Source organism: Actinacidiphila yeochonensis CN732 (genome assembly GCF_000745345.1).
GTDB lineage: Bacteria > Actinomycetota > Actinomycetes > Streptomycetales > Streptomycetaceae > Actinacidiphila > Actinacidiphila yeochonensis.
The window spans coordinates 293,643-315,620 of the sequence record NZ_JQNR01000004.1 but is presented as its reverse complement, the minus strand read 5'-3'; the positions used below and the strand labels follow the sequence as shown (position 1 = coordinate 315,620).

The window sequence follows — 21,978 nt, the reverse complement described above, 5'->3', positions numbered from 1 at the left end:
CAAGGGGTCATTCGCCATGCCCGTTTCCGTCCCGCTGTCCGACGCGCTGCCGTACGCCGCGGCAGCCGCGCCGTCCACACCACTGGGCCCGTTCGAGGACAGCGCCGTGGCGTGGGCCGCCTGGACGACGCTGATGGGCTTCGTCGGCCTGGCCGCCCTGGCGTCGGTGGCCGCCGGACCGGCGGCGCGGCGGATCGGCCCGGCCGCGCTCGCCGCCGTCACCGCGCGGCTCTCCCGGGCGGCGGTCGTCCTGGGGGTGCTGGCCGTGCCGGCGGTGCTGACCGACCTCGCCCACGGGGCCTCGCCGAGCGGCGGCTACGACTACACGGCCGCCTGGAACGCGCTCTACGACGGGAGCAACGCCGGCCGGCTGTCCGGGCTGGAGGTGACCCTCGTGCTCGCCGGAGCGGTGCTGCTCGCCCCGCTCACCGTCCGCACGGTCGCGGCCGGCCCGGCGGGGCGTTGGCTGCTGGCCGCGGGGCTGGGCGCGGGGACCGTGGCGCTCGGCACCACCAAGTTCCCGGACGCGGCCCCCGACGACTGGGGCCGGACCGTCTTCGAGACGCTCATGTGGATGCTGCACCTGGTCGGCGGGGCCGTGTGGCTCGGCGGCCTGGTGGGCCTGCTCCTGCTCGCCCTGCCCGGCGCGGTCGCGCCCGCCGACCGGGGCGCGTTCTGGGCTCCGGCGATCCGCCGCTTCTCCGCCGCCGCCATGGCGTGCGTCGCCGTCATCGCGCTGTCGGGGCTGTTCCTGTACTGGGAGCACGTCGACGGCCTCTCGCAGCTGGTCTCCACGATGTACGGGCGGGTGCTGGGCGTGAAGATCCTCATCTTCGGCACCCTGATGCTGCTCGGCGCCTTCAACCAGTTCTGGCTGCACCCGCGGGTGGACGCGCTGCGCGCCGCCGGCGACCGGCGCCCCCTGCGCGTGCTCCTCGTCCGGACCTTCCCCGGCGTCGTCGCGGCCGAGAGCGTGCTCGGGCTCGCGCTGCTGTTCGTCGCGCCGTTCCTGCACGGTTCGGCCCGCAACCAGGCCTACCAGGCCCACCTCGCCGAGCACTCGGCCCTGGACCCCGACAACCTCCCGAGGCTGGCCGCGAAGGAGGTCAGCGCGTCCACCTGGGTGTGGGGCACCGCCGAGACGGTCGCCGTCATCGCCGTGATGGTCGCCGGCTACCTGATATCGGGGCGGCTCGCCCGCCGCCGCGCCGCCGCGCACGCGAACACCGCCGCGACCGCCGCCGCCACCGCCGAGCCGGGCGACCTCGTCGGGGCGTGAGCCCCGCCGCCCGGGTGCGCTCCGGCCGTGGCCGCACCCGGGTCGGGCCCGACCGAAGACGGCGGCAGCCGCGTCGGCCACCGTGGTCGAACCGCCCGCCGGGGTCCCGTGACGGGCCCCGGCGGGCGCCGCCCTCGGGCCCGCAACCAAGCCGTGGACAGCTTCTTGACGGGCCGCCACCCCCGGTTCAGACTGCTGGAGGACGGTCACGATGGTCAGCGCTCACCGGGCGGGTTCCGCCGGGTGGGTCATCGGCCCCGGCTCGCTGACAGGCAACCCTTCCACCGCGACGGGGTGCCCCGGGTGACGACCCGGTCCTGCCGTACGGCGGGACAAGTGCGGTCCCGCGACCCCGCGGGACCCGGCGGAGGGATCTGCGCGAATGAGCACAGCGGCGGCGTGGAGCGGCGGCCGGACGGCCCCGCGGACCTCCCGGGCGGCCGTGGTGCTCCTGACCAGACGACGCCACATCGACCTGCTGCGGCTGCGCCGCGCCTGCGCCCCGGGCGGCTGACCCGGAAGGGTTCGCACCCCGGTCCCGCACCCCGGTCCCGCACCCAGGTCTCCCGGCCCGGGCGTCGACGTGCGCCGCCGCTCCCCTCGTGGACGCGGACCGCGCCTCCTCGCGACGCCCCGGCGCTTCCCCTGCTCACGGCCCACGGCGCCCACGGCACCGTTCGGGGCTTCGTCACCCGCGTGGAGAACACCATGGCCGACACCCTCGCCCGAACTTCCCTGCCGACGACCCCCACCGAGCACCGCACTCCCCCAGCGCCCGCCGCCGTCTTCCAGGGCCGGATCAGCGCCGATCCCGACCGCGGCTTCTACCCGGCGCCGGGCCGCTACCACCTGTACCTCGCGCCGTGTTGTCCCCGTTCGCTGCGGGTGGCCGTGACCCTCGGCCTGCTCGGCCTGGACGACTGCGTGGGCACCACGCTGCTGGGCGGCGCCGCCGACCCGTCCGCCTCGCCCGGGCTGCGCGCCGCCTACGAGGCCGCCCGGCACCACTACGACAGCCCGTTGACGGTCCCGGCGCTGTGCGACCGGTGGAGCGGGCGGGTGGTCAGCAACCACACCCCGCACATCCTGGACGACCTGGCCCTGCGCTTCAGCGACCCCGCCGACCCGGCCAGGCCCCAGCTGCGGCCCGCCGCCCTGGCCGCGGACATCGACGCGCTGCGCGAACTCGTCGAGGACGGCACCGTGGAGCCGCTGCTGCTGGACCTGCTGGACTGCCGGCTGGCGAACCGGCGCCACGTGCTGGGGGCGGCGCTGACGGCCGCGGACGTCGACGTGTGGGCCGCGCTGGCCCGGCCCCCGGCCCACCGGGGCGGCGACGGCGACCCGCTGGCCGGCCGGCCGCACCTGGCGGCGTGGTGGGAACGGCTGGGCGCGGAGCCGGCGTTCGCCGCCGCCCGCTAGTGCCGCGACCGGCACGGTTCGCCCGGTAGCGAGGTGTCCTGGTGCGGTCAGCCGCAAGGCGCCGAACCGGCCTCGTACTGGGCCTGCTCGGCCGGTACGGCAACGCGGCGGACGGCCATGCCAGGGCGGCAAGCGGGGCACACCCTGCCGGTCACGGCACCAGGAGCCGGCCCGGGAGGACGCGCCCGCCCCCTCCCTCAGCACGCCCGTCCGGCGCCCGTCCGGGCCCCGGGCACGCTGCCGGGCAGGCATCGGGGGGAACCCGGATGCCCGCCCGGCGGCGGTGGGCCGGCGGCGCGCAGGCCCGCGGTACGAGGCCCGCGGGCGGAGGCCGGCCGTACGAGACGGCGGCGCGGAGCCGGCCGGGTGCGGCGGCCGGAGACCAGGGGCCTCCGCACCGGTGTTCAGCCCCGGCGGAACCACTCCTCGGCCAGCAGCCGGTAGGAGGCGACCCGGTCGGCGTGGCCGTGGGTGATGGTGGTCACGGCGATCTCGTCGGCGCCGGTGGCGTCCCGGAGCACCTCCAGCTGGTCCGCGACCTGCGCCGGTGTGCCCACGAATTGCGTCTCCACCCGGTCCTCGACCAGCGCCCGGTCCTCGTCCGTCCAGACGTGGGCGCGCGCCTCGTCCGGGGTGGGGAAGGCGATCGCGCCCTCCCCGCTGCGGATGCTGCGCACCCACAGGCCGTAGCCGGTGGCGAGTTCCCGCGCGGCCTCCTCGTCCTCGGCGACGACGACGTCGGCGGAGACGCACAGGTGCGGCCGGTCCAGTTCGGCGGAGGGGACGAAGGCGGCCCGGTAGCCCTCGGCGGCCTCGACCACGGTGGCCGGGCTGACGTGGTAGTTCGCCGCGAACCGCAGCCCGTTGGCGCCTGCCACCTCGGCGCTGACGCCGCCGCTGCTGCCGAGGATCCACACCTGGAGGTCGGCCCCCTCGCCGGGCACCACGTGCGCCTCGACACCGTCGGCGCTGTACGTGCCCGCGAGCAGCGCGAGGATGTCGTCGACCTGCTCGCCGTACTCCTGCGGTTCGGCGTTCGGCTGCCGCAGCAGCCGCTGGTGCAGTACCACCCGGGGCGACTTCAGCAGCGTGGAGACGTCGAACCGGGCGGGTATGCGCAGCCCGTTCGGCGTGCGGCCGTCGACGATCGGGGTGCTGTCCGGGAGCGGCGCGTGCGCCGCCCGGCTCAGGCCGGAGGGCTTGCCGCCGGAGCGGCCGAGGCCGAGGTCGAAGCGGCCGGGGTGGAGGGCGTCGAGCAGCCCGAACTCCTCCACGGTGGCCAGCGCGGTGCGGTGGCCGAGCTGCACCGCGCCGGCGCCGAGCCGGATCGTGGAGGTGGCCGCGGCGGTCAGCGCGAGGACGACGGCGGGCGAGGTGCCGGCCACGCCCGGGTTGAGGTGGTGCTCGGCGAACCAGTAGCGGGCGTACCCGAACCGTTCGGTCTGCTGGGCGAGGTCGATGCTGTTGCGCAGCGCCTGCGGGGCGGTCGAGCCGGAGCTGACGGGCACCAGGTCGAGGACGGCGAGAGGGGTTGCGGTCATGTCAGGCTCCCTGGGCCGGAACGGCGGACGGCTGCTCGTCGGGGTTCACCGGGGCCCACGGCCACGGCGGGTCCGGGAGGGCGTCGCGCAGTTCGGGGGCCACCCGCTCCTGGAAGAGCTCCAGGGACGCACGGTGCCGCGCGGGGCTGAGCCCGTTGGGCTCGGCCTGGACGTGGAGGACGGAGTGGCCCAACTGCTTGTGGTAGCGGTGGATCTTGTCGGTGATCTGCTGCGGGCTGCCGATCAGCGCCGAACTGCGCTCGACGAAGTCCTCCAGCGTCGGGAAGACGATGTCGAACCCGGCCGCGCGCTGGGTGGCGAGGCGGGCCTCGAAGACCGGCCGGTAGTCCGCCAGCGCCTGCTGCGAGGTGGGGGCTGCGTAGAGCGCGGCGGTGCCGGCGCCGACGGCCGCCAGGGCCGGGTCGTGGCCGTAGTGGGCCCAGCGTTCGCGGTAGTGCGCGACCAGCTCGGCGTAGGGCTCGACGGGGTTGGTGACGTTGGCGGAGAAGAGCGGGTCGCCGTAGCGGGCCGCGAGGTCCGCCGAGGCGCGGCTGGTGGCGCTGCCGTGCCAGACCCGGACCGGCCGCTGGTAGGGGCGCGGCCACACCTCGGCGTCGGCCAGGGCGGGCCGGAACTTCGGGGTGGCGGTGACGGCGCCCTGCCGCCACAGGGTGCGGAAGATCTCGTACGACTCGGCGTTGCGCTCCCACTGGTCCTCGGGGGTGACGTGGAAGAGCTCGCGCTGGGCCGAACCGTTGCCCTTGCCGATGATGAGGTCGAGCCGGCCCTCGCTGAGGTGGTCGAGGGTGGCGTAGTCCTCGTACGCGCGCACCGGGTCGAGCAGGCTGAGGGTGGTGACGGCGGTGAAGAGCCGGATGCGCCGGGTGCGGGCGGCGGCGTGGGCGAGGAGCACGGTCGGCGCGGAGGACAGGAAGGGCCGTTCGTGCCGCTCTCCGACGCCCCAGCCGTCGAAGCCGAGCTCCTCGGCCAGCACGGCGCTGTCGACCACCTGGCGGAGGCGCTCGTGGGTGGACGGCTGCCGCCCGGTGACCGGGTCGGGGCCCTGGACGACCAGGGTGACGGCGATGAACCTCACGACGCCGCCCCGGCGGTGCGGGCGGCGGGGGTGCGCAGTCCGAGGTGCTCGCGCAGGGTGGTGCCCTCGTACTCGGTGCGGAAGACGCCGCGCTCCTGGAGGATCGGGACGACGGTGTCGACGAACTCGTCGAGGCCGCCGGGGGTGATGTGGGGCACCAGGATGAAGCCGTCGGCGGCGTCGGTCTGCACGAACTCGTCGAGCGCGTCGGCCACTTCGGCAGGGGTGCCGATGAAGGACTGGCGGCCGGTCACCTCGATGACGACCTCCCGGGTGGAGAGCTTCTTCTCCTCGGCGAGGGCGCGCCACTCGGCGGCGACGGCGAGCGGGTCGCGGTTCATGCGGACGCTCGCCCGGCCGCGGGACACCGTGTTCTCGCCCGGCAGCGGGTCGATCTCGGGCAGCGGGCCGTCGGGGTCGTGGTCGCTGAGGTCGCGGTTCCAGAGCTGCTCCAGGAACTTGATCGCGGTCTGCCCGCTGACCTGCTGGCGGCGGATCACCCGGGACCGCTCCTCGGCTTCGGCGTGGGTGTCGCCGAGGACGTAGGTGACGCCGGGCAGAATCTTCAGGTCGTCGGGGGAGCGGCCGTAGGCGGCCAGGCGCCGTTTGACGTCGGCGTAGAACTCCCGGCCGGCGTCGAGGGTGCCGTGCCGGGTGAAGATGGCGTCGGCTCCGGCCGCCGCGAACTCCCGGCCCTCCTCGGAGTCGCCGGCCTGGAAGATCACCGGTCCGCCCTGCGGGCTGCGCGGGACGTTGAACCGGCCGGTGATGTCGAACTGGTCGGTGTGGTGGTCGAACCGGCCGGCGTCGGGGTCGCTCAGGAAGACGCCGGCCTCCTTGTCGGCGGCGATCTCGTCGCCCCGCCAGGTGTCGAAGAGCACCTTGGCGGTGTCGAGGAACTGCCGGGCCCGCTCGTAGCGGGCGGACTGCGGGAGGTAGCCGCCGCGCCGGAAGTTCTCGCCGGTGAAGGCGTCCCATGAGGTGACGACGTTCCAGGCGGCGCGGCCGGCGGACAGGTGGTCCAGGGTGGCGAACTGCCGCGCCACCTCGTAGGGCTCGTTGAAGGTGGAGTTGATCGTGCCGGCCAGCCCGAGCCGGTCGGTGACGGCGGCGAGCGCGGCCAGCACGGTGAACGTGTCGGGCCGGCCGACCACGTCCAGGTCGTAGATCTCGCCGCCCTGCTCGCGCAGCCGCAGGCCCTCGGCGAGGAAGAGGAAGTCGAACTTGGCCCGTTCCGCGGTCTGGGCGAGGCGGGTGAAGGAGCTGAAGTCGATCTGGGAGCCGGAGGCGGGGTCGCTCCACACGGTGGTGTTGTTGACGCCGGGGAAGTGGGCGGCCAGGTGGATCTGTTTGACGGGCTTGCTCATGTGGGCGGTGTCCTCGTGGTCTCGGCGGGGCGGGCGGCAGGGCGGAGCGGCAGGGGCGGACGCGGGCGGGGGTCAGACGCCCGCGGGGGCGGCGTAGCGGTTGGCGGGCCGGGGAAGTCCCAGCAGGCCGCGCAGGGTTTCGGCCTCGTAGGCGGTGCGGAACAGGCCGCGCCGCTGGAGTTCGGGCACCAGGTGCCGGGTGACCTGCCGCAGGTCGTGCGGGATCGCGGCCGGCCGCAGCCGGTATCCGGCCAGGCCCGCCGCCTGCCACTCCGCCAGCAGGTCGGCCAGCGCGGCGGGGGTGCCGGCGAAGACGTGCGCGTCGCTGGTGAACGCGGCCCCGGCCCGCTCGTCCAGCCGGGCCAGCCGCTCCACGGCCCTCCCGCCGTCCTCGTCCAGGACGACGACGAGGTCGGCGAAGACGTGCACCGTCTCCTCGGCCCGGCCCGCGGCGGCCTGGGCGGCCCGGATCTCGGCGATGGTCGCCTCCGCCGCGGCGGCGCTGCCCGGGGTGACGAAGCCGACGTCGGCGGAGCCGCCGATCAGCTGGTACGGCACGGTGCCGTGGCCCAGCGCGACGACGACCGGCTGGCCCTGCGGCGGCCGGGGCGTGATGGACGGCCCCTTGACGCTGAACCGGCGCCCCTCGAAGTCGATGTAGTGCAGCTTGGCGCGGTCGACGAACCGGCCGGTCGCCACGTCGCGGATCACCGCGTCGTCCTCCCAGCTGTCCCACAGCCGGCGCAGCACCTCGACGTAGTCCGCGGCCTCGTCGAAGAGGTCGGCCACGAGCCGCTGGACCTCGGGACGGTCGAGATCGGCCGGCAGGATGTCCGGGATGACGCGCCGGCCGAACAGGGCGGCCTCGTCGGGCGTTCCGGAGACCCGCACCCGGACGCCGCTGCGGCCACTGCTGACGTAGTCGAGGGTGGCGATCGCCTTGGAGAGGTGGAAGGGCTCGGTGTGGGTGGTCACCGCGGTGGGGACGAGGCCGATGTTCCTGGTCAGCGGCGCGACGCGGGCCGCGATCTGCACCGCGTCGAGCCGTCCCCGGACCTGGTCGGTGCGCTGGTCGGGGCGGAGGGGGGCGTCGGACTGGAGGCCGAGGGAGTCCTCGATGGTGACGAAGTCGAGCAGGCCGCGCTCGGCTTCGGCGACGAGGCCGGCCCAGTACCCGGCGGAGAACAGCTCGCGGGGTTCGGCGTCCGGCTCGCGCCAGGCGGCGGGGTGCCAGCCGGCGCCGTCCAGGGCGACGGACAGGTGCAGGGCGGGGGGCGGTTGGGACACGGGACTCTCTTCCTGCTGCGGGCGAAGGCGCGGGCCGGCCGCACCCGGGCGGACCGGCGCGGCCGGGGCCGGACGGGAGGCCAACCGGGGGTCGGACGGGGGTCGGACGGGGTGTCGCCGGACGCGGGTGGGCGCCGGCGGTACGGCTGGGGGCGGGCGCGGCCGGGCGTGCCGGATCGTCCGCGCCCGGGGGGGGCGGCACGGCGGCACGGGTGAGGACGGGTGAGGACTGACGGCGAGGGTCCCGCCGCCCGCGGAACGGGCGGGCGGACCTCTACGGGATGTCGCGGGTACGGCCGTGGCCGGTCGCCAGGGGGCCGGGGGCCTCTTCGAGGCCGGCACGCCGCGGGTCAGGACAGCGGGGCCGCCGGACAGAGCGCGCTGGAGATCCGCTGCAGATCGATGTGGCGTCGCGAGTAGGTACCGATGGCTCCGCGCACGTCAGTCCCCTCCAGCCGCGTCTCGTGTGCCGGCGTCCACCGGCACAGCGTCGCGGGCCGTCACCGGGGCCCGCGGTGGTCGGGGGATTGCCGGCCGCGCTCGGCCGGGGCGTCGCCGCCGCCCCCCGCACTCCCCGACACGCTAGCTCCGGTCGAGCGCCGAACACAATCCCCGCTCTGCCGGGAGCCGTTCCCGGCCGCAGGTCACACCCGGCCCGCACGAGGTCCGGCGCGCGGCCCGCACGAGGTCCGGCCCGCCTCCCGGGTACGGCCCGCACGAGGTCCGGCCCGCAGCCCGCGCGGGGGCCGCCGGGCGGTGCGGCGCCGGCGGAGGCGGCGTGCGCCACACACCTCGGCCATTGTCAGGACCGGGTCGAGCGTCTAGCGTGAAGTGCGGTGGACCTGCGGCGCGTTGCGTCCGGCCCACCCGAGGGGCCCCCTCCACGGGGGTGCCCGGCCGACCGAACACCACCGCGCGGCGGTCCCGACCGCCGGCGCGCGAACCCGGAACGGAGGACGGCGAGGTGATTCCCCTGCGGGCACGACGCTCCGCCCTGGCGGTCGCCTCCCGTCCCTACGGGTTCTCCCGGCTCCGGGTCGCCCGGCGCCATGTCGACCTGCTCAGGGTGAGCAGCGCGCAGTGTCCGGGAGCCGCCGCGGTCCGCTGACCGCGCCCCGCGCCCTCGGGCGCCTGCCCGACCGTGCCCCGCGCCCCGTTGGCGCCGTACACCTCCCCCGCCCGTTTCCGGGCGCACCCTCGTACCCCGCGCGCCGCGCCGCCGCCCCGCCCGGGGCGTCCGCGTGGCGTGCTCGACGGGATGGACCTCCACGGCCATGAGCGAATCCGACACCACGGCGCGCCCGTTCACCGCGCCGGACCCCTCGCCCCCGCCCGCCTCCGCACCGACCGCGGCACCGTCGCCAGGAACGGCGCAGCGGCAAACCGGCGGTAGCGGCGCCACCGCCCGACTCCAGCCCACCGACCAGCAGTTGCTCGACGCCAGGATCGTCCCGCTGCGCCGCCCCGGCCAGTGGGTCTCCGCGCTGGTGCTGCTGGTGCTCCTCGCGATGCTCGCGCACACCCTGGTCCGCAACCCCCGCTTCCAGTGGGGCGCCGTGGGCGACTTCCTCTTCGACGGCTCGATCACGCGCGGCCTGGAGCTGACCCTCTGGCTCACCGGGGCGGTGGTGGCCACCGGTTACGCGCTGGGCATCGGGGTGGCCGCGATGCGCCTGTCCCGCAACCGGGTGCTGACCTCGCTGAGCTTCGGCTTCGTCTGGCTGGTCCGCTCGGTGCCGCCACTGGTCCAGCTGCTCTTCTGGTACGAACTCGCCTCCCTCTACCCGCGGTTGTCGTTCGGAGTGCCGTTCGGCCACGAGTTCGCGACGGTGCGCACCGCCCACCTGTTCAGCGGCGTGCTGGCCGCGTACGTGGCCCTGAGCCTGGACGTGGCGGCCTTCGCCTCGGAGATCGTCCGGGGCGGCATCCTGTCCGTCGACCACGGTCAGACCGAGGCGGCACAGGCCCTGGGCCTGGGCGGTCCGCGGATCTTCCGCCGGATCGTCCTCCCGCAGGCGATGCCGGCGATCGTGCCGGCCTCCGGCAACCTGCTGATCGGCACGCTCAAGGCGACCTCGATCGTGAGCGTGATCGCCGTTCAGGACGTGCTGTACTCGGCGCAGTTGATCTACAACCAGAACTACCTGGTGATCCCGCTGCTGCTGGTCGCCACCCTCTGGTACGTGGCCCTCACCACCGTGCTGGCGATCGGCCAGTACGCGGTGGAGCGCTACTACGCCCGCGGCAGCGAACGCGGCGGAGGCGGAGGCGGCGGCTTCTGGCGGATCGTCCGCGGCAACATCCCGCTCTTCGGGCGGACTTCGGCCCTGGCGGGGCTGTCATGAGCGCCGCTGCCGAGCCGCTGGTGCGGGTGCGGGGGCTGCGCCGCAGCTTCGGCGGGCGCCCGGTCCTGGACGGCGTCGACCTGGACGTGCGCCGCGGCGAGGTCGCGGTGCTGCTCGGGCCCTCGGGCGGCGGCAAGTCCACCCTGCTGCGCTGCGTGAACCACCTGGAGCGGCCCGACGCCGGTTTCGTCGAGGTCGGCGGCGAGGTCATGGGGTACCGCTACCGCGACGCCCGGCTGCACGAGGTCGGCCGCCGGACGGTCGCCCGGCAGCGGGCCCGGATCGGCATGGTCTTCCAGCAGTTCAACCTCTTCCCGCACCTGACCGTGCTGGAGAACCTCGTGGAGGCGCCGGCCGCCGTCCGCCGCGTACCGCGTCGGCAGGCCGCGGAGCGGGCCCGGGAGCTGCTGGACCGGGTCGGCCTGGCCGGGCGGGAGGGCTCCTACCCGGTACAGCTCTCCGGCGGCCAGCAGCAGCGCGTGGCGATCGCCCGGGCGCTGGCGATGGACCCGGAGCTGCTGCTGTTCGACGAGCCCACCAGTGCGCTGGACCCCGAGCTGGTCGGCGAGGTGCTCGCGGTGATCAAGGACCTCGCCGACAGCGGGATGACGATGATCGTGGTCACCCACGAGATCGGCTTCGCCCGGGAGGTCGCCGACAAGGTGGTCTTCCTCGACGGCGGCCGGATCGTCGAGTCCGGGACGCCCGAGGCCGTCCTCACCCGCCCGTCCCACGAGCGGACCCGGGCCTTCCTCGCCGCGGTCCTCTGACCCCGGCCCCTGCCGCGGCCTTGCGCGCCCCGGCCTTGCGACCCGACCCCCGAGCCCGTCCTCCGGCCCTCCGGGCCCGATTCCGACGCGACCCTCTGACGCGACCCTCTGACGCGACTTCCTGACGCGACCTCCTGACGCCACCGGGGACCACTGCCGCTCCCCCGGCCTCCTCCTCTCCGGTCCCCGCGCCCCACGACGGCCGCCGGCCGGCGCAGTGGGCACCTCGACGCACCCGACGCGCCCAGACATGTGCTGACGAACCGTCAGACGCGTTCCACCCGAGCCCCGTTCGATCCAGGCCCCTCGAAGGGAATTCCGATGACCACCGCACGCCCCGCCCGCCGCGCCCCGAGGACGGCTCTGGCGCTGGCCGCCGCAGCGGCCCTCGCCCTGCTCGCCGCCTGCGGCTCCGGCTCCGGTTCCACCGCGTCGTCCGGGGCGGGGAAGGCGGCCGGCGGCGCGCCCGCCGCGAGCTCCTCCTCGGCCATCCCCACGGAGGACGTCGTCTCGGCCGTGCGGACCGACCCGGCGCTGAAGGCGGAGCTGCCCGCCGCCGTCCGCGGCCGGGGCACCCTCGTCCTGGGCACGACCAAGGCGGTCGGCACGTCCGGGCTGCCGCACGCCGGCCAGGACGCGAGCGGCAAGGAGGTCGGCCTCGACGCCGACCTGCGCGACGCGGTGGCCAAGGTGCTCGGCGTCCGCCTCGACGTCGAGTACGGCACGTTCCCGACCCTCATCCCGGGCGTCCAGAACGCGAAGTACGACGTCGGGTTCGGGAACTTCGGCGCCACGGCCGCCCGGGAGAAGGTCGTCGACTTCTCGACCTACCTCAACGACGGGCAGTCCTTCCTCGGCGCGAAGGACATCCCGACCGACCACGTCTCCACCCTGGACGACCTGTGCGGCTACACGATCGCCACCAGCCCCGGCTCGACCTTCCAGCAGATCCTCACCGACGGCGCCGCCAAGTGCGCCGCGGCCGGGAAGAAGCCGTACAAGGTGCAGTACTTCTCCGACACGGGCCCGATCTTCCTGGGGCTGGCCAACGGCAAGGTGGACGTCTTCTTCGGCCCCACGCTCAGCCTGAAGTACGAGGCGGAGCACCTCGCCGGCACGAAGTACCTGGGCCAGATCAGCAGCACGCCCGTCGGGTTCGTCACCGCCAAGGGCTCGGCACTGGCCAAGGCGCTCAGCGACGCCGTCAACAAGCTCATCGCGAGCGGCGACTACGCGCGGATCTTCGCCAAGTGGGGCGTGCCCGACACCGCCGTCACCAAGTCGGTCGTCAACCCCGCCACCACGCTGTGACCCGCCTGCCCGACCCCCGACCCCGCCGGACCCACGACGTGGGCGGCCCGGACCAGCCGCGACCTGGGAGGACCAGCATGACCGCCGTGACCCACCGCCGCGCCCCGAACGGACGGACGGCCCTGCCGTCCCGGACGGCCCGCACCCGCCGCACGGCACGCCCGAGGCCCCCGGCACCGAGGCCGCCGAGGCCGCCTCACGGGCCGCGATACCCGGACTGTTCCGGACGGCCTTCCGGCGGCACCCCGCGGGTGTCGCCGTCATCACCGTGCCGGGCGCGTCCCGGCCGGCGGGGTTCACCGCGACCTCGGTGGCCTCGCTCTCCCTCGACCCGCCGCTGGTCTCCTTCGGCATCTCCGGCACCGCCTCCAGCTGGCCGCACCTGCGCGACAGCGCCACGGCGGTGGTGCACTTCCTGGGCGCCGGCCAGGAGGACATCGCCCGGCGCTTCGCCACCAGCGGCATCGACCGCTTCGCGCCGCCCACCCGGTTCGCCACCCTGCCGGGCGGTGAACCCGTGCTGGACGGCGTCGCGACCTGGCTCCTCGTCGCCATCGAGTCCCTCGTCCCGGCGGGCGACCACCACATCGCCGTCTGCCGCGTCACCCACGTGCACGCCGGAGCGCCGCAGAGCCCCCTGCTCTACCACGACGGCATTTACCACACCCTGTGACGGTGGCGGGCGCCGTCACGGCCCGGACGTCCCGCCGACCGGCCGGGACGTCCGCGGCCGGTCGGCCGCGCCCGGCGCCGCGGCAGGCGACCGCGACAGCGGGCCCGGCCGGATCGCGTTGAGTTGGGGCTTCGTGGCCAACCCGGCGCGGGCGGCCGTCGTGCACCCGCTGGCGGTGAGGTTCCGGCTCCTGGTGCGCCTGGAGGGCCGGGTTGTCGGTGCCAGGCCCTAAGTTCGTGGTGGACACGGCCGCACGTCCCGGACGTGCGGCGGTCCCATCACCTTGGGGGGTTCGATTGCTCATGTTCACAAGGCGGTTGACCGGCCGCGGGCTGGTGCTGGCCGCGGTGTGCGCGGTCGTGGGAGCGGGTGCCGTCCAGACGGCCGCACACGCTGACTCCGCGCCGCCCGTGCCGACCTCGCTGCGCACCAGTCCCGCACCGACAGGCGGCGCGTCGGATGACGGCTGCGGTGCCGACGAGCCCTACGGCTCCATCGGCCTGGGCAGCGTCACCTTCGACGCGACCTCCACGACGACGGGCGGCTCGCTGGTGCGGACCGAGTTCTCCGTGACGCCGGGCGACGGTTCTCCGGGGTACGACTACACCAGCGGCGACCTGGCCAGCGGCACCCAGACCGGTGTCACCCTGCCGAGCGACGACTTCACGGACGGCGTGACGTACACCTGGCAGGCCCGGGCACTCACGGACAGCGGCGCCGCCTCCGACTGGTCCGCGCCCTGCCACTTCGTCACCGACCACACTCCTCCGCCGGTGCCGGTCCTCACCTCGACCGACTTCCCGTCGTCCGCCTCGGGGCTGCCGGCACCGGTGGCCCGCACGACCGGCACGGTGCACCTCGCCGTGAGCGGTCCGGGCGCATCGGACGTCGTCGCGGCGCGCTACGCGCTCGACACGGCCATCTCCGTCCTGGGCGGTCCCTCGGTGCCGGTCGGCGCCGACAGCACCGCGGACATCACGATCACGCCGACGTCCTGGGGCTACCACACGCTGACGGTCCAGACCGTGGACCGCGCTGGGAACAGGTCGCAGGAGGTGAACTACTCCTTCTACGTCGTGTCCGACCCCGCGTCGGACGCGCACGGCGACCTCGACGGCGACGGCTCGGCGGACCTGATCGCCACCGGCGCGGACGGCACGCTGTACACCCTGCTCGGCAACGGGGACGGCACGCTCCGGCCGGCGGTCACCCACGCCGACTCCCCGACCACCTTCGGTACCGGGCTGATCGCGCAGAACGGAGACGGGAACGGCGACGGCTACCAGGACCTGCTGTGGATCACGCCGAACCACGGGCTGGAGGAGGCCACCAACAACGGTCTCGGCGACTTCGGCCGGGTGGTCCTCGTGACACGGCCGGACGGCTCCGACTGGTCGGAGACCACCCAGCTGGTGCAGCCGGGGGCGGGCGACGGCACCTCGTGGGGCGGCCTGATGTCGGTGGAGAACGGCCACCTGCTGCTGTGGCCCACGAACATGGCCCACATCTTCGGTGGCCCCACCGACCTCGGCGCGGGATACGCCGATCTGACCGTGCTCACCCCGGGAGACGTCACCGGTGACGGGGTGTCCGACCTGCTGATCCGCGACGACAGCACGGGCGGGCTGCGGATCGCACCGCGGGCCGCCGACGGCACCGTGCTGCCGGAGTCCGACTGGACGACGGTCGGAACGGGCTTCACCAAGGCCGCGTACCCGATGCTGACGGTGGCCGGCGATGCCGACGGCGACGGTTTCCCCGACATGTACGGCGTGACGGCCCAAGGGACCCTGAACTTCATACCCGGCGAGGCGGACGGCCGCTTCGGCGAGGCGCAGCCGATCTCCGGCACCGGCCTGGACTGGTCCACGATCACCGCGCTGGCCTGAGCCGGCCACCGCGGGCGGCACGGCCGTGCCGCGGTGGACCCGCGTCGAGCTGTCCGTGTGCGGCGGGCCGGTGGCCCGCCGCACACGTCGCACACCGTGTCGGCCCGGTCGGAACGCCGCGAGGCCGGCAGGCGTGCCGGCCCCGTAGGTCCGTCATAGCCCGGCTGGCCGGCGCACTGGTGGCCGCCTCCAACCGTCCTGGCTGTCGTAGACGGCGACAGGGGTGTCCGGGCGGCGACCGCGGCCACGTCCGCGACCACGCGGCCGGGGCAGTTGGTGTCCTGCTGCCCGGCCGGCTTGTCGACCCGCGCCGAACACCCGCTGCTCGCGGCCCCCTTCCAGGGGTTCCGCACCGTCTCACCCCAGCCGCGCGCGTCGTCGGCCGGGGTCGGCTTCGTGCCGCCGACGGAGACCGCGGAGGTCAGGTCGGCGGGGAAGCTCGGCAGGCCGTAGCCGTAGTCCCCGCCGGCGACGGTGATCGCCACGCCCGGGCGGGAGCCGGCCGAGGCGTACGTCGCCGGGGAGCCCGATTCCGGCCCGCCGTAGCTGTTGGAGATCTCGGTCGCGCCGAGCCCGGCCGCGGTGTTCTCCGCCGCGGCGAAGTCGCCGGAGTCGCCGTCGTCGCTCTCCACCAGACCATGGCGGGACCGAGTGCGGTCCCGCCGTCCCGCCCCGGTCCTCCGGGGCGCATGCGCTTCAGCCTCATCGCGTCGTGTGACCGGCCCTCGGCCCGGATGATCACCAACGCACGACGTTCCGGACGCGGTTGGCTTCGCCGCCCCGGGCCGGACCGCGCGACGGGCCCCCGGCCCACCCACCCGCGTCGGCATGGCCGTACGGAGGCCATCTCATGTACCGCCCTCGGAGGGGGCGGGAGCGCTCGCCGGCCGGCCGCGTCCCGCCCCCTCGGCTACAGCAGTTCCAGGATCCTGTTGACGGCGTCGACGACCGGCAGGCCCACCGCCCCGACCGTCGCGGCGATGCCCGCTACGGCCATCAGGGCGCGGTGCCGCTCCTGGGCCGGCACGGTGGCGTCGGCGGTGATGACCGGAAGCGCCTCGTCGATGGTCCGCACACTGAACGGCGGTACCTGGGCGCGCAGTTCCCGGACCAGGTGCAGCAGCTCCTGGACCACCGCCCGGAGTTCGGCCGACTCGGGCGCCGCGGGCACCGTCTGGTTCTTGATCATGCCGACGTTGTTCTGCCCGCCGTACATGTTCACGTTGTCGCCGTAGTAGTGGTTGGTGCTCATGCCCCCGCCATTCCCACGTTGCCGCTGCCCCCGTACATGTTGACGTTGTCCCCGAAGTAGTAGTGCTTCGGGCTGAACGAGATGCTCTCCACCGTCACCTGGAACTGGGCCTCGGGGTTCTCGATGGCGTCGGCGATCTGCCGGACGAGCTGGTTCAGCAGCTGCGGGTTCCGGCTGGTCACCACCGCCTGGGACGGACCGGCGGTCTCGACGGCCAGCACGAAGTGCGGCTGGGCGGTGAGGACCTGGATCATCTCCACGAGGGAGTAGACCCCGGCGGCCGCCGCCCCGAGGTAGACGAGGGTGAGCAGTCCGCTGCCCGCGTCCCGGCTCCCCAGGAAGGTCAGGCCGCCGATGATGGTGAGGGCGATGGTCACGGCCGCGATGATCACGCTTCTCCTGAGGAAGAGGACCACCGCCTCCTTGCGCCGGGGATGGATGGTGAGGGTGTGCACTCGCGCGACGTTCTCCAGCGGGTAGCAGGCACCCCCGACCCAGAGCAGCCGCTTGCTGACCATCAGGTCGACGCTGGGCGCGAACACGGGCGGTGCGGCCGGCGGCGCGGTCGGCGGCGGAGGCACGTCGAAGTGCCCCGGAGGTTCCGTCGTTGCCATGAATCCCCCTGAGGTCGAGCGGTTCGCGGGCGGTTTCCGATGGGTTTGGTGAGGCTATTGACCACGTAACCCGGCCTCGGCGCAAGTCGGTTACGCGGAGGAGAGGGCGCGGCCGGGATGGGAGGTTGACGACGCCGGCCGGCCGCCGCGCTCAGGGCCGCTCGGACGCGGCGGAGACGGCAGGCTCGGTGGAGACGGCGGGCGCGGGTGGGCGGGTCAGCTGCACCTGCTGCTCGGCGTCGGCGAAGCCGAGGGCGCGGTAGACGCCGATGGCGTGGTGGTCGGGGTCGGGGTCGGCGACGATCACCAGGGTGGCGCGGGCGCCGAACGCCCCGAGCCCCCAGCCGCCGGCATGGTGCACGAGGTGCGTGGCCAGCCCGCGGCGCCGGACGTCCGGGTGGGTCTCGACGTTCTGGAAGCGCGCGAGCCCGCCGCCGTCGCCGAACAGCCCCGCCCCGGCGAGCAGCCGGCCGTCGGCGAAGGCGCCGAACCAGGCTCCGTGCCCGGCCTCGCACAGCGCGCGGGCCTCGGCCGTCCGCCGTTCGGCGAAGAGCCGGTGGTTCGCCTGTGCCGAGGGTCCCGTCGGGCCCTCGGCACAGGCGAGGTTCAGCTCAACGGCCTGCGCCCAGTCGTCGTCGCCGGCCAGTGGGCGGAGGACGGCGCCGGGGGCCGGGCGGGCCGGCGGCGCCAGCCGGTCCGCCGTCAGGACGGTCAGCGTCTCGACCGTCACGCCGAGCCGTTCGAGCTCGGCGGGGTCGCCCGTCGCGCCCCGTGTGCCGTCCACGCCGATGGCGAGGTGGGCGGCGCCGGGGAACTCGGCGGCGAACCGCTCCGCCCACCGGCGCGCGTCGCCCGGGAGCGGCGGCTCGGGGTGGAGGAGGAAGTTCCCCCACCAGAAGCCCGGGTTGGCCGGTGTGCGCACGGCCAGGTACGAGCCCTGGTCGGTGACGGCGGCGCCGGCCATCCGCCGCAGCATCAGATCCGTCCGGTACCCGAGCGAGACGACGTCCATCCGCCGATCCTATGATCATCACGGTTGGTGGCTCCGCTCCTTTTCGCGGCCGCCCGCGCCACCCGTCCGCCACCCCGTTCGCCGGCCCGTTCGCCGGCCCTGTACGCCGTCCCGCACGCTTCCCGTACGTCCGCGCGTGGGTCCGCCCGGTCCGGCTGCCCCGCCGGGACGACGGCCGGGCGGCGTACCCCTCGGCCACCCGCGACCGCCCCGCAGGACCGCCGGGGCAAGGCCCTCCGGGCACGCGAGCCGACGCCACGTCAAGAGAGCGTCAAGGTGCCGGGGCGAGGCGGCAGGAAAGCGTCAACACTCTGGTCGCGCGGGGCCGGCGCGGGGTTGCTTGGACGTGATGATCGTCCGCACAGGCCCCGCCCCGGGAGGCCCCTCCATGGCCGCCGCTTCCGCCTCCTCCGCTCCCTCGGGCCCCTCGGGCCCCTCGGGCCCCTCGGGCCCTGACCGCCCCGACGAGTCGGCCCCCGGCACGGGCACGCCCCGCACGGCCGGAGCCGCTCCGGCACAGCCGCTGAACCGGTCGGCCGGCCAGTCGTACGAGCAGGCGCACGAACAGGCGCTGGAGCAGGCCCGGAGGGTGTCCGAGCTGCTCACGCCCGTCCCGCAGCGGTCCCGGCGCGGCCGGCTGAAGGTGTTCCTGGGCGCGGCGCCGGGCGTCGGCAAGACGTACCGGATGCTGGACGAGGGACACCGCCGGATCGCCCGCGGCACCGACGTGGTGGTGGCGTTCGTGGAGTGCCACAAGCGCGAGCGCACCCTGGCGATGCTGGAGGGCCTTGAGGTGGTCCCGCGGGCGGTCCGCGAGTACCGCGGCACCACCGTCACCGAGATGGACCTCGACGCGGTGCTCGAACGCCGGCCGGAGATCGCGCTGGTGGACGAGCTGCCGCACTCCAACCCGCCGGGCGGCCGCAACGCCAAGCGCTGGCAGGACGTGGAGACGCTGCTGGCGGCCGGCATCGACGTGGTGACGACGGTCAACATCCAGCACCTGGAGTCGGTCAACGACGTCGTCGAGAAGATCACCGAGGTGCCGCAGCGGGAGACCGTGCCGGACGAGGTGGTGCGGCGGGCGGAGCAGATCGAGCTGGTGGACATGCCGGCCGAGGCGCTGCGCCGGCGGCTGGCGCACGGCAACGTCTACTCCGCCGAGAAGGTCGACGCGGCCCTCGCCAACTACTTCCGGATCGGCAACCTGACCGCCCTGCGGGAGCTGGCGCTGCTGTGGGTGGCCGGACGGGTGGACGAGGCGCTGCACCGGTACCGCAGCGAGCACGGCATAGGGCGGGTGTGGGAGACCAAGGAACGGGTGGTGGTCGCGCTGACCGGCGGCCCCGAGGGCGGCACGCTGATCCGCCGGGCGGCCCGGATCGCCGACCGCTCGGCCGGCGGCGACCTGCTGGCCGTGCACGTGGCCCGCAGCGACGGCCTGGCCGTCGGCTCCTCCCCCGCCGCGCTGGCCCGGCAGCGGCAGCTGGTGGAGAGCCTGGGCGGCAGCTACCACTCGGTGGTCGGGGACGACGTGCCCTCCGCGCTGCTGGAGTTCGCCAAGGCGGCCGGCGCCACCCAGCTGGTACTGGGCACGTCGAGCCGCCGCCGGTGGGAGCGGCTGGTCGGCCGCGGCATCGGCGAGACGACCGTCGGCCGCTCCGCCGAGATCGACGTGCACATGGTGACCCACGAGCGGGCCAACCACGGGAGACTGCTGCCCTCGCGGCGCCGCACGCTGACCTCGTGGCGGCTGTTCGCCGGTCCCGCGACCGGGCTGGTGCTGCCGGTGGTGCTCACCATGGCGCTGGCCAGCGACCGCGGCAGCCTCAACCTGACGAGCGAGGCGCTGCTCTACCTGCTGGCCGTGGTGGGCGTGGCGTGCTTCGGCGGGGTGGTGTCGGCGGTGGTGGCGTCGGTGACGGCGTCGCTGCTGCTCAACTACTACTTCATCACGCCGGTGGGCCGGTTCACCATCGCCGAGCCCAACAACATCCTGGCCCTGGTGGTGTTCGCGGTGGTGGCGGGGACGGTCGCGGCGGTGGTGGACCGTTCGCTGCGGCTGTCGCGGCGGGCCGCGCGGGCCACCGCGGAGGCCGAGACGCTCTCCTCGCTGGCCGGCAGCATCGTCCGCGGCGGCGACGTGCTGCCCTCGCTGCTGGAGCGGGCCCGGGAGGCGTTCGGCATGGAGAGCGCCGAACTGGTGGAGCCCGGCGGCGACCTCCCGGAGGCGGACGGCGCCGCGGTGGTGCGGGTGGCCGCCGGCTCCGGCCTGGAGCTGGTGCTGCGCGGCCGCACCCTGTCCTCCTCGGACCAGCGGGTGCTGGCCGCGTTCGCCGCGCACGTGGCGGCGGCGGCCGAGCGGGCCCGGCTGGCGGAGGCGGTCGCCGAGGTCGAGCCGGTGAAGGCGGCCGACCGGATGCGCACCGCGCTGCTGGCCGCGGTCAGCCATGACCTGCGGACGCCGCTCGCGGTGGGCTGGGCGGCGGTCAGCTCGCTGCGCAGCCAGGACGTGGACTTCTCCGCCGAGGACCGCGAGGAGCTGCTGGCCACGGCCGAGGAGTCGCTGGCCCGGCTGAGCCGGCTGGTGGACAACCTGCTGGACATGAGCCGGCTCCAGGCGGGGGCGCTCCAACTGCGGCTGCGGGCCACGGCGCTGGAGGAGGTGCTGCCGGCCGCGCTGGAGGCGCTGCCCTCGGACGCGGAGGAGGTCGACACGCACGGGCTGGAGGAGGCGCCCGCGGTGCTGGCCGACCCGCCGCTGCTGGAGCGGGTGATCGCGAACCTGCTGAGCAACGCCGTCCGGCACGCCCCGCCCGGCCGGCCGGTGGTGCTCACCGCCAGCGCGCTGGGCGACCGGGTGGAACTGCGGGTGGTGGACCGGGGGCCGGGGCTGCCGGCGGCCGGCCGGGAGCGGGCCTTCGAGCCGTTCCAGCGGATGGGCGACAACGACAACAGCACCGGCCTGGGGCTGGGCCTGGCGTTGTCGCGCGGGCTGACGGAGGCGATGCACGGCACGCTGACGCCCGAGGACACGCCCGGCGGGGGCCTGACGATGGTGCTCTCGCTGCCGGCCGCGCCCCCGCCGCCGCTCCCCGCGCAGGGCCAGGGCGCGCTACAGCGTGCCGCCCGGCACACCGACCCCGGAGACGTCCGCCCGGACGACCCGGACGACCCGGACGACCCGGACTGCCCGGAGGCCGCGCTCCCCGGCCTGGGCGCCCCGGCGCCGTGCCGGCCACGTCCACCGCCCCTGCCTCGCCCGCCGCGGCCGAGCGCCCCGCCGCCGTTCCGCCGCCGGATGCGCCGGAGCGGCCCGGGACGGGGCCCGCCGCCGAGGAGTCCTGATGACGTCCGTCCTGGTCGTCGACGACGACGCCACCATGCTGCGGGTGCTGCGTACGACCCTGGCACGCCGCTCCTTCGCGGTGGTGACCGCCTCGGACGCCGGCACCGCCCTGCGGCTGGCGGCCGGCCGCCGTCCGGACGCGGTGCTGCTCGACCTGGGCCTGCCGGACCTGGACGGCCTGGAGGTGCTCCAGTCGCTGCGGGCGTGGAGCAGCGTGCCGGTGCTGGTGATGTCCGGCCGGACGGGCGTGGACTCCCGGGTGGCGGCGCTGGACGCGGGCGCCGACGACTACCTCGTCAAGCCGTTCGCGGTGGAGGAGCTGGCCGCCCGGCTGCGCGCGGTGCTGCGCCGGCCGGCCGGCACGGACACGCCGGACCGGGTGGACGTCGGCGCCTTCACGGTGGACCTGCGGGCCTACCGGGTGACCCGGGCGGGCGGTGACCCGCAGGAGCCGGCGGTGCACCTGACACCGACCGAGTGGCGGCTGCTGGCGATGCTGCTGCGCAACCCGGAACGGCTGGTCACCGGGCGGGACCTGCTGACGGAGGTGTGGGGCGGGCAGTACGTCAAGCGCACCAACTACCTGCGGATCTACATGGCGGGCCTGCGCCGGAAGCTGGAGCCGGAACCGTCGGCGCCGCGCCACCTGGTCACCGAGCCGGGCCTGGGCTACCGCTTCCTGCCGTGACGGCGATCCCGATCCCGATCCGGGACCCGATTCCGATCCGCGACCTGGTCCCGATCCCGGACCCGATCCCGGCCCGCCCGCAC

17 protein-coding genes, 1 pseudogene and 1 riboswitch are annotated in these 21,978 nt (G+C 75.2%); of the genes and pseudogenes, 10 read left to right on the top strand and 8 right to left on the bottom strand.

The window, feature by feature from the left end:
* Positions 1–16: 16 nt before the first annotated feature.
* The 3 genes from BS72_RS08195 (at position 17) to BS72_RS08190 (ending at position 2,701) form a co-directional block, all read left to right on the top strand.
* Complete coding sequence (locus BS72_RS08195) at positions 17–1,279, top strand: CopD family protein (protein ID WP_051950810.1); 1,263 nt, start codon at positions 17–19, stop codon at positions 1,277–1,279.
* Positions 1,280–1,483: 204 nt separating this feature from the next.
* A riboswitch (SAM riboswitch) is annotated at positions 1,484–1,624 on the top strand.
* Positions 1,625–1,661: 37 nt separating this feature from the next.
* Positions 1,662–1,793: a hypothetical protein gene (locus tag BS72_RS39125; protein ID WP_265736784.1), complete on the top strand. Its 132-nt coding sequence runs from the start codon at positions 1,662–1,664 to the stop codon at positions 1,791–1,793.
* Between the two features lie 194 nt (positions 1,794–1,987).
* A complete protein-coding gene (locus BS72_RS08190) occupies positions 1,988–2,701 on the top strand; it encodes a hypothetical protein (protein ID WP_051950809.1) in 714 nt (237 codons plus the stop codon).
* 404 nt (positions 2,702–3,105) lie between these two features.
* On the opposite strand, the gene BS72_RS08185 is transcribed toward BS72_RS08190, so the two are convergent.
* The 5 genes from BS72_RS08185 to BS72_RS39800 form a co-directional block, all read right to left on the bottom strand.
* Positions 3,106–4,242: an LLM class flavin-dependent oxidoreductase gene (locus BS72_RS08185; RefSeq protein ID WP_037908337.1), complete on the bottom strand. Its 1,137-nt coding sequence runs from the start codon at positions 4,240–4,242 to the stop codon at positions 3,106–3,108.
* 1 nt (position 4,243) lies between these two features.
* Complete coding sequence (locus BS72_RS08180; protein ID WP_037908334.1) at positions 4,244–5,338, bottom strand: LLM class flavin-dependent oxidoreductase; 1,095 nt, start codon at positions 5,336–5,338, stop codon at positions 4,244–4,246.
* Positions 5,335–6,705 (bottom strand): NtaA/DmoA family FMN-dependent monooxygenase, encoded by a 1,371-nt coding sequence (locus BS72_RS08175; RefSeq protein WP_037908332.1) that lies wholly within the window; start codon positions 6,703–6,705, stop codon positions 5,335–5,337. Before BS72_RS08175 ends, BS72_RS08180 begins: the two co-directional genes overlap by 4 nt.
* Before the next feature lie 72 nt (positions 6,706–6,777).
* Positions 6,778–7,992, bottom strand: coding sequence for an LLM class flavin-dependent oxidoreductase (locus BS72_RS08170; RefSeq protein ID WP_037908331.1), 1,215 nt, complete (start codon positions 7,990–7,992; stop codon positions 6,778–6,780).
* A 350-nt stretch (positions 7,993–8,342) separates the two neighbouring features.
* A complete protein-coding gene (locus BS72_RS39800) occupies positions 8,343–8,432 on the bottom strand; it encodes a putative leader peptide (protein ID WP_407638945.1) in 90 nt (29 codons plus the stop codon).
* Positions 8,433–9,266: 834 nt separating this feature from the next.
* Between BS72_RS39800 and BS72_RS08165 the strand changes: the two genes are divergently transcribed.
* The 5 genes from BS72_RS08165 (at position 9,267) to BS72_RS08145 (ending at position 14,980) form a co-directional block, all read left to right on the top strand.
* The gene (locus BS72_RS08165) at positions 9,267–10,337 is read left to right on the top strand and encodes an amino acid ABC transporter permease (protein ID WP_078901148.1); all 1,071 of its coding nucleotides are present in this window, start codon (positions 9,267–9,269) and stop codon (positions 10,335–10,337) included.
* A complete protein-coding gene (locus BS72_RS08160; RefSeq protein WP_037908329.1) occupies positions 10,334–11,107 on the top strand; it encodes an amino acid ABC transporter ATP-binding protein in 774 nt (257 codons plus the stop codon). Before BS72_RS08165 ends, BS72_RS08160 begins: the two co-directional genes overlap by 4 nt.
* Before the next feature lie 321 nt (positions 11,108–11,428).
* Complete coding sequence (locus BS72_RS08155) at positions 11,429–12,418, top strand: transporter substrate-binding domain-containing protein (RefSeq protein WP_051950808.1); 990 nt, start codon at positions 11,429–11,431, stop codon at positions 12,416–12,418.
* 208 nt (positions 12,419–12,626) lie between these two features.
* Positions 12,627–13,091: a flavin reductase family protein gene (locus BS72_RS08150; protein WP_037908328.1), complete on the top strand. Its 465-nt coding sequence runs from the start codon at positions 12,627–12,629 to the stop codon at positions 13,089–13,091.
* 317 nt (positions 13,092–13,408) lie between these two features.
* On the top strand, positions 13,409–14,980 hold the full coding sequence (locus BS72_RS08145; protein ID WP_037908325.1) for an FG-GAP repeat domain-containing protein: 1,572 nt from the start codon (positions 13,409–13,411) through the stop codon (positions 14,978–14,980).
* A 910-nt stretch (positions 14,981–15,890) separates the two neighbouring features.
* Here BS72_RS08145 and BS72_RS08140 read toward each other — a convergent pair.
* The 3 genes from BS72_RS08140 to BS72_RS08130 form a co-directional block, all read right to left on the bottom strand.
* Complete coding sequence (locus tag BS72_RS08140) at positions 15,891–16,232, bottom strand: hypothetical protein (protein WP_037908324.1); 342 nt, start codon at positions 16,230–16,232, stop codon at positions 15,891–15,893.
* Complete coding sequence (locus tag BS72_RS08135; RefSeq protein ID WP_037908323.1) at positions 16,229–16,846, bottom strand: DUF6232 family protein; 618 nt, start codon at positions 16,844–16,846, stop codon at positions 16,229–16,231. Before BS72_RS08135 ends, BS72_RS08140 begins: the two co-directional genes overlap by 4 nt.
* Positions 16,847–16,997: 151 nt before the next feature.
* Positions 16,998–17,858 carry a GNAT family N-acetyltransferase gene (locus tag BS72_RS08130; protein ID WP_051950807.1) on the bottom strand — a complete coding sequence of 287 codons (861 nt, stop codon included), beginning with the start codon at positions 17,856–17,858 and terminating at the stop codon, positions 16,998–17,000.
* A gap of 589 nt (positions 17,859–18,447) precedes the next feature.
* Here BS72_RS08130 and BS72_RS08125 point away from each other — a divergent pair.
* Together BS72_RS08125 and BS72_RS08120 are read left to right on the top strand one after the other, a co-directional pair.
* A pseudogene (locus BS72_RS08125) lies at positions 18,448–20,937 on the top strand (ATP-binding protein); the annotation flags it as partial.
* A 268-nt stretch (positions 20,938–21,205) separates the two neighbouring features.
* On the top strand, positions 21,206–21,895 hold the full coding sequence (locus BS72_RS08120; RefSeq protein WP_037908321.1) for a response regulator: 690 nt from the start codon (positions 21,206–21,208) through the stop codon (positions 21,893–21,895).
* Positions 21,896–21,978: the final 83 nt, after the last annotated feature.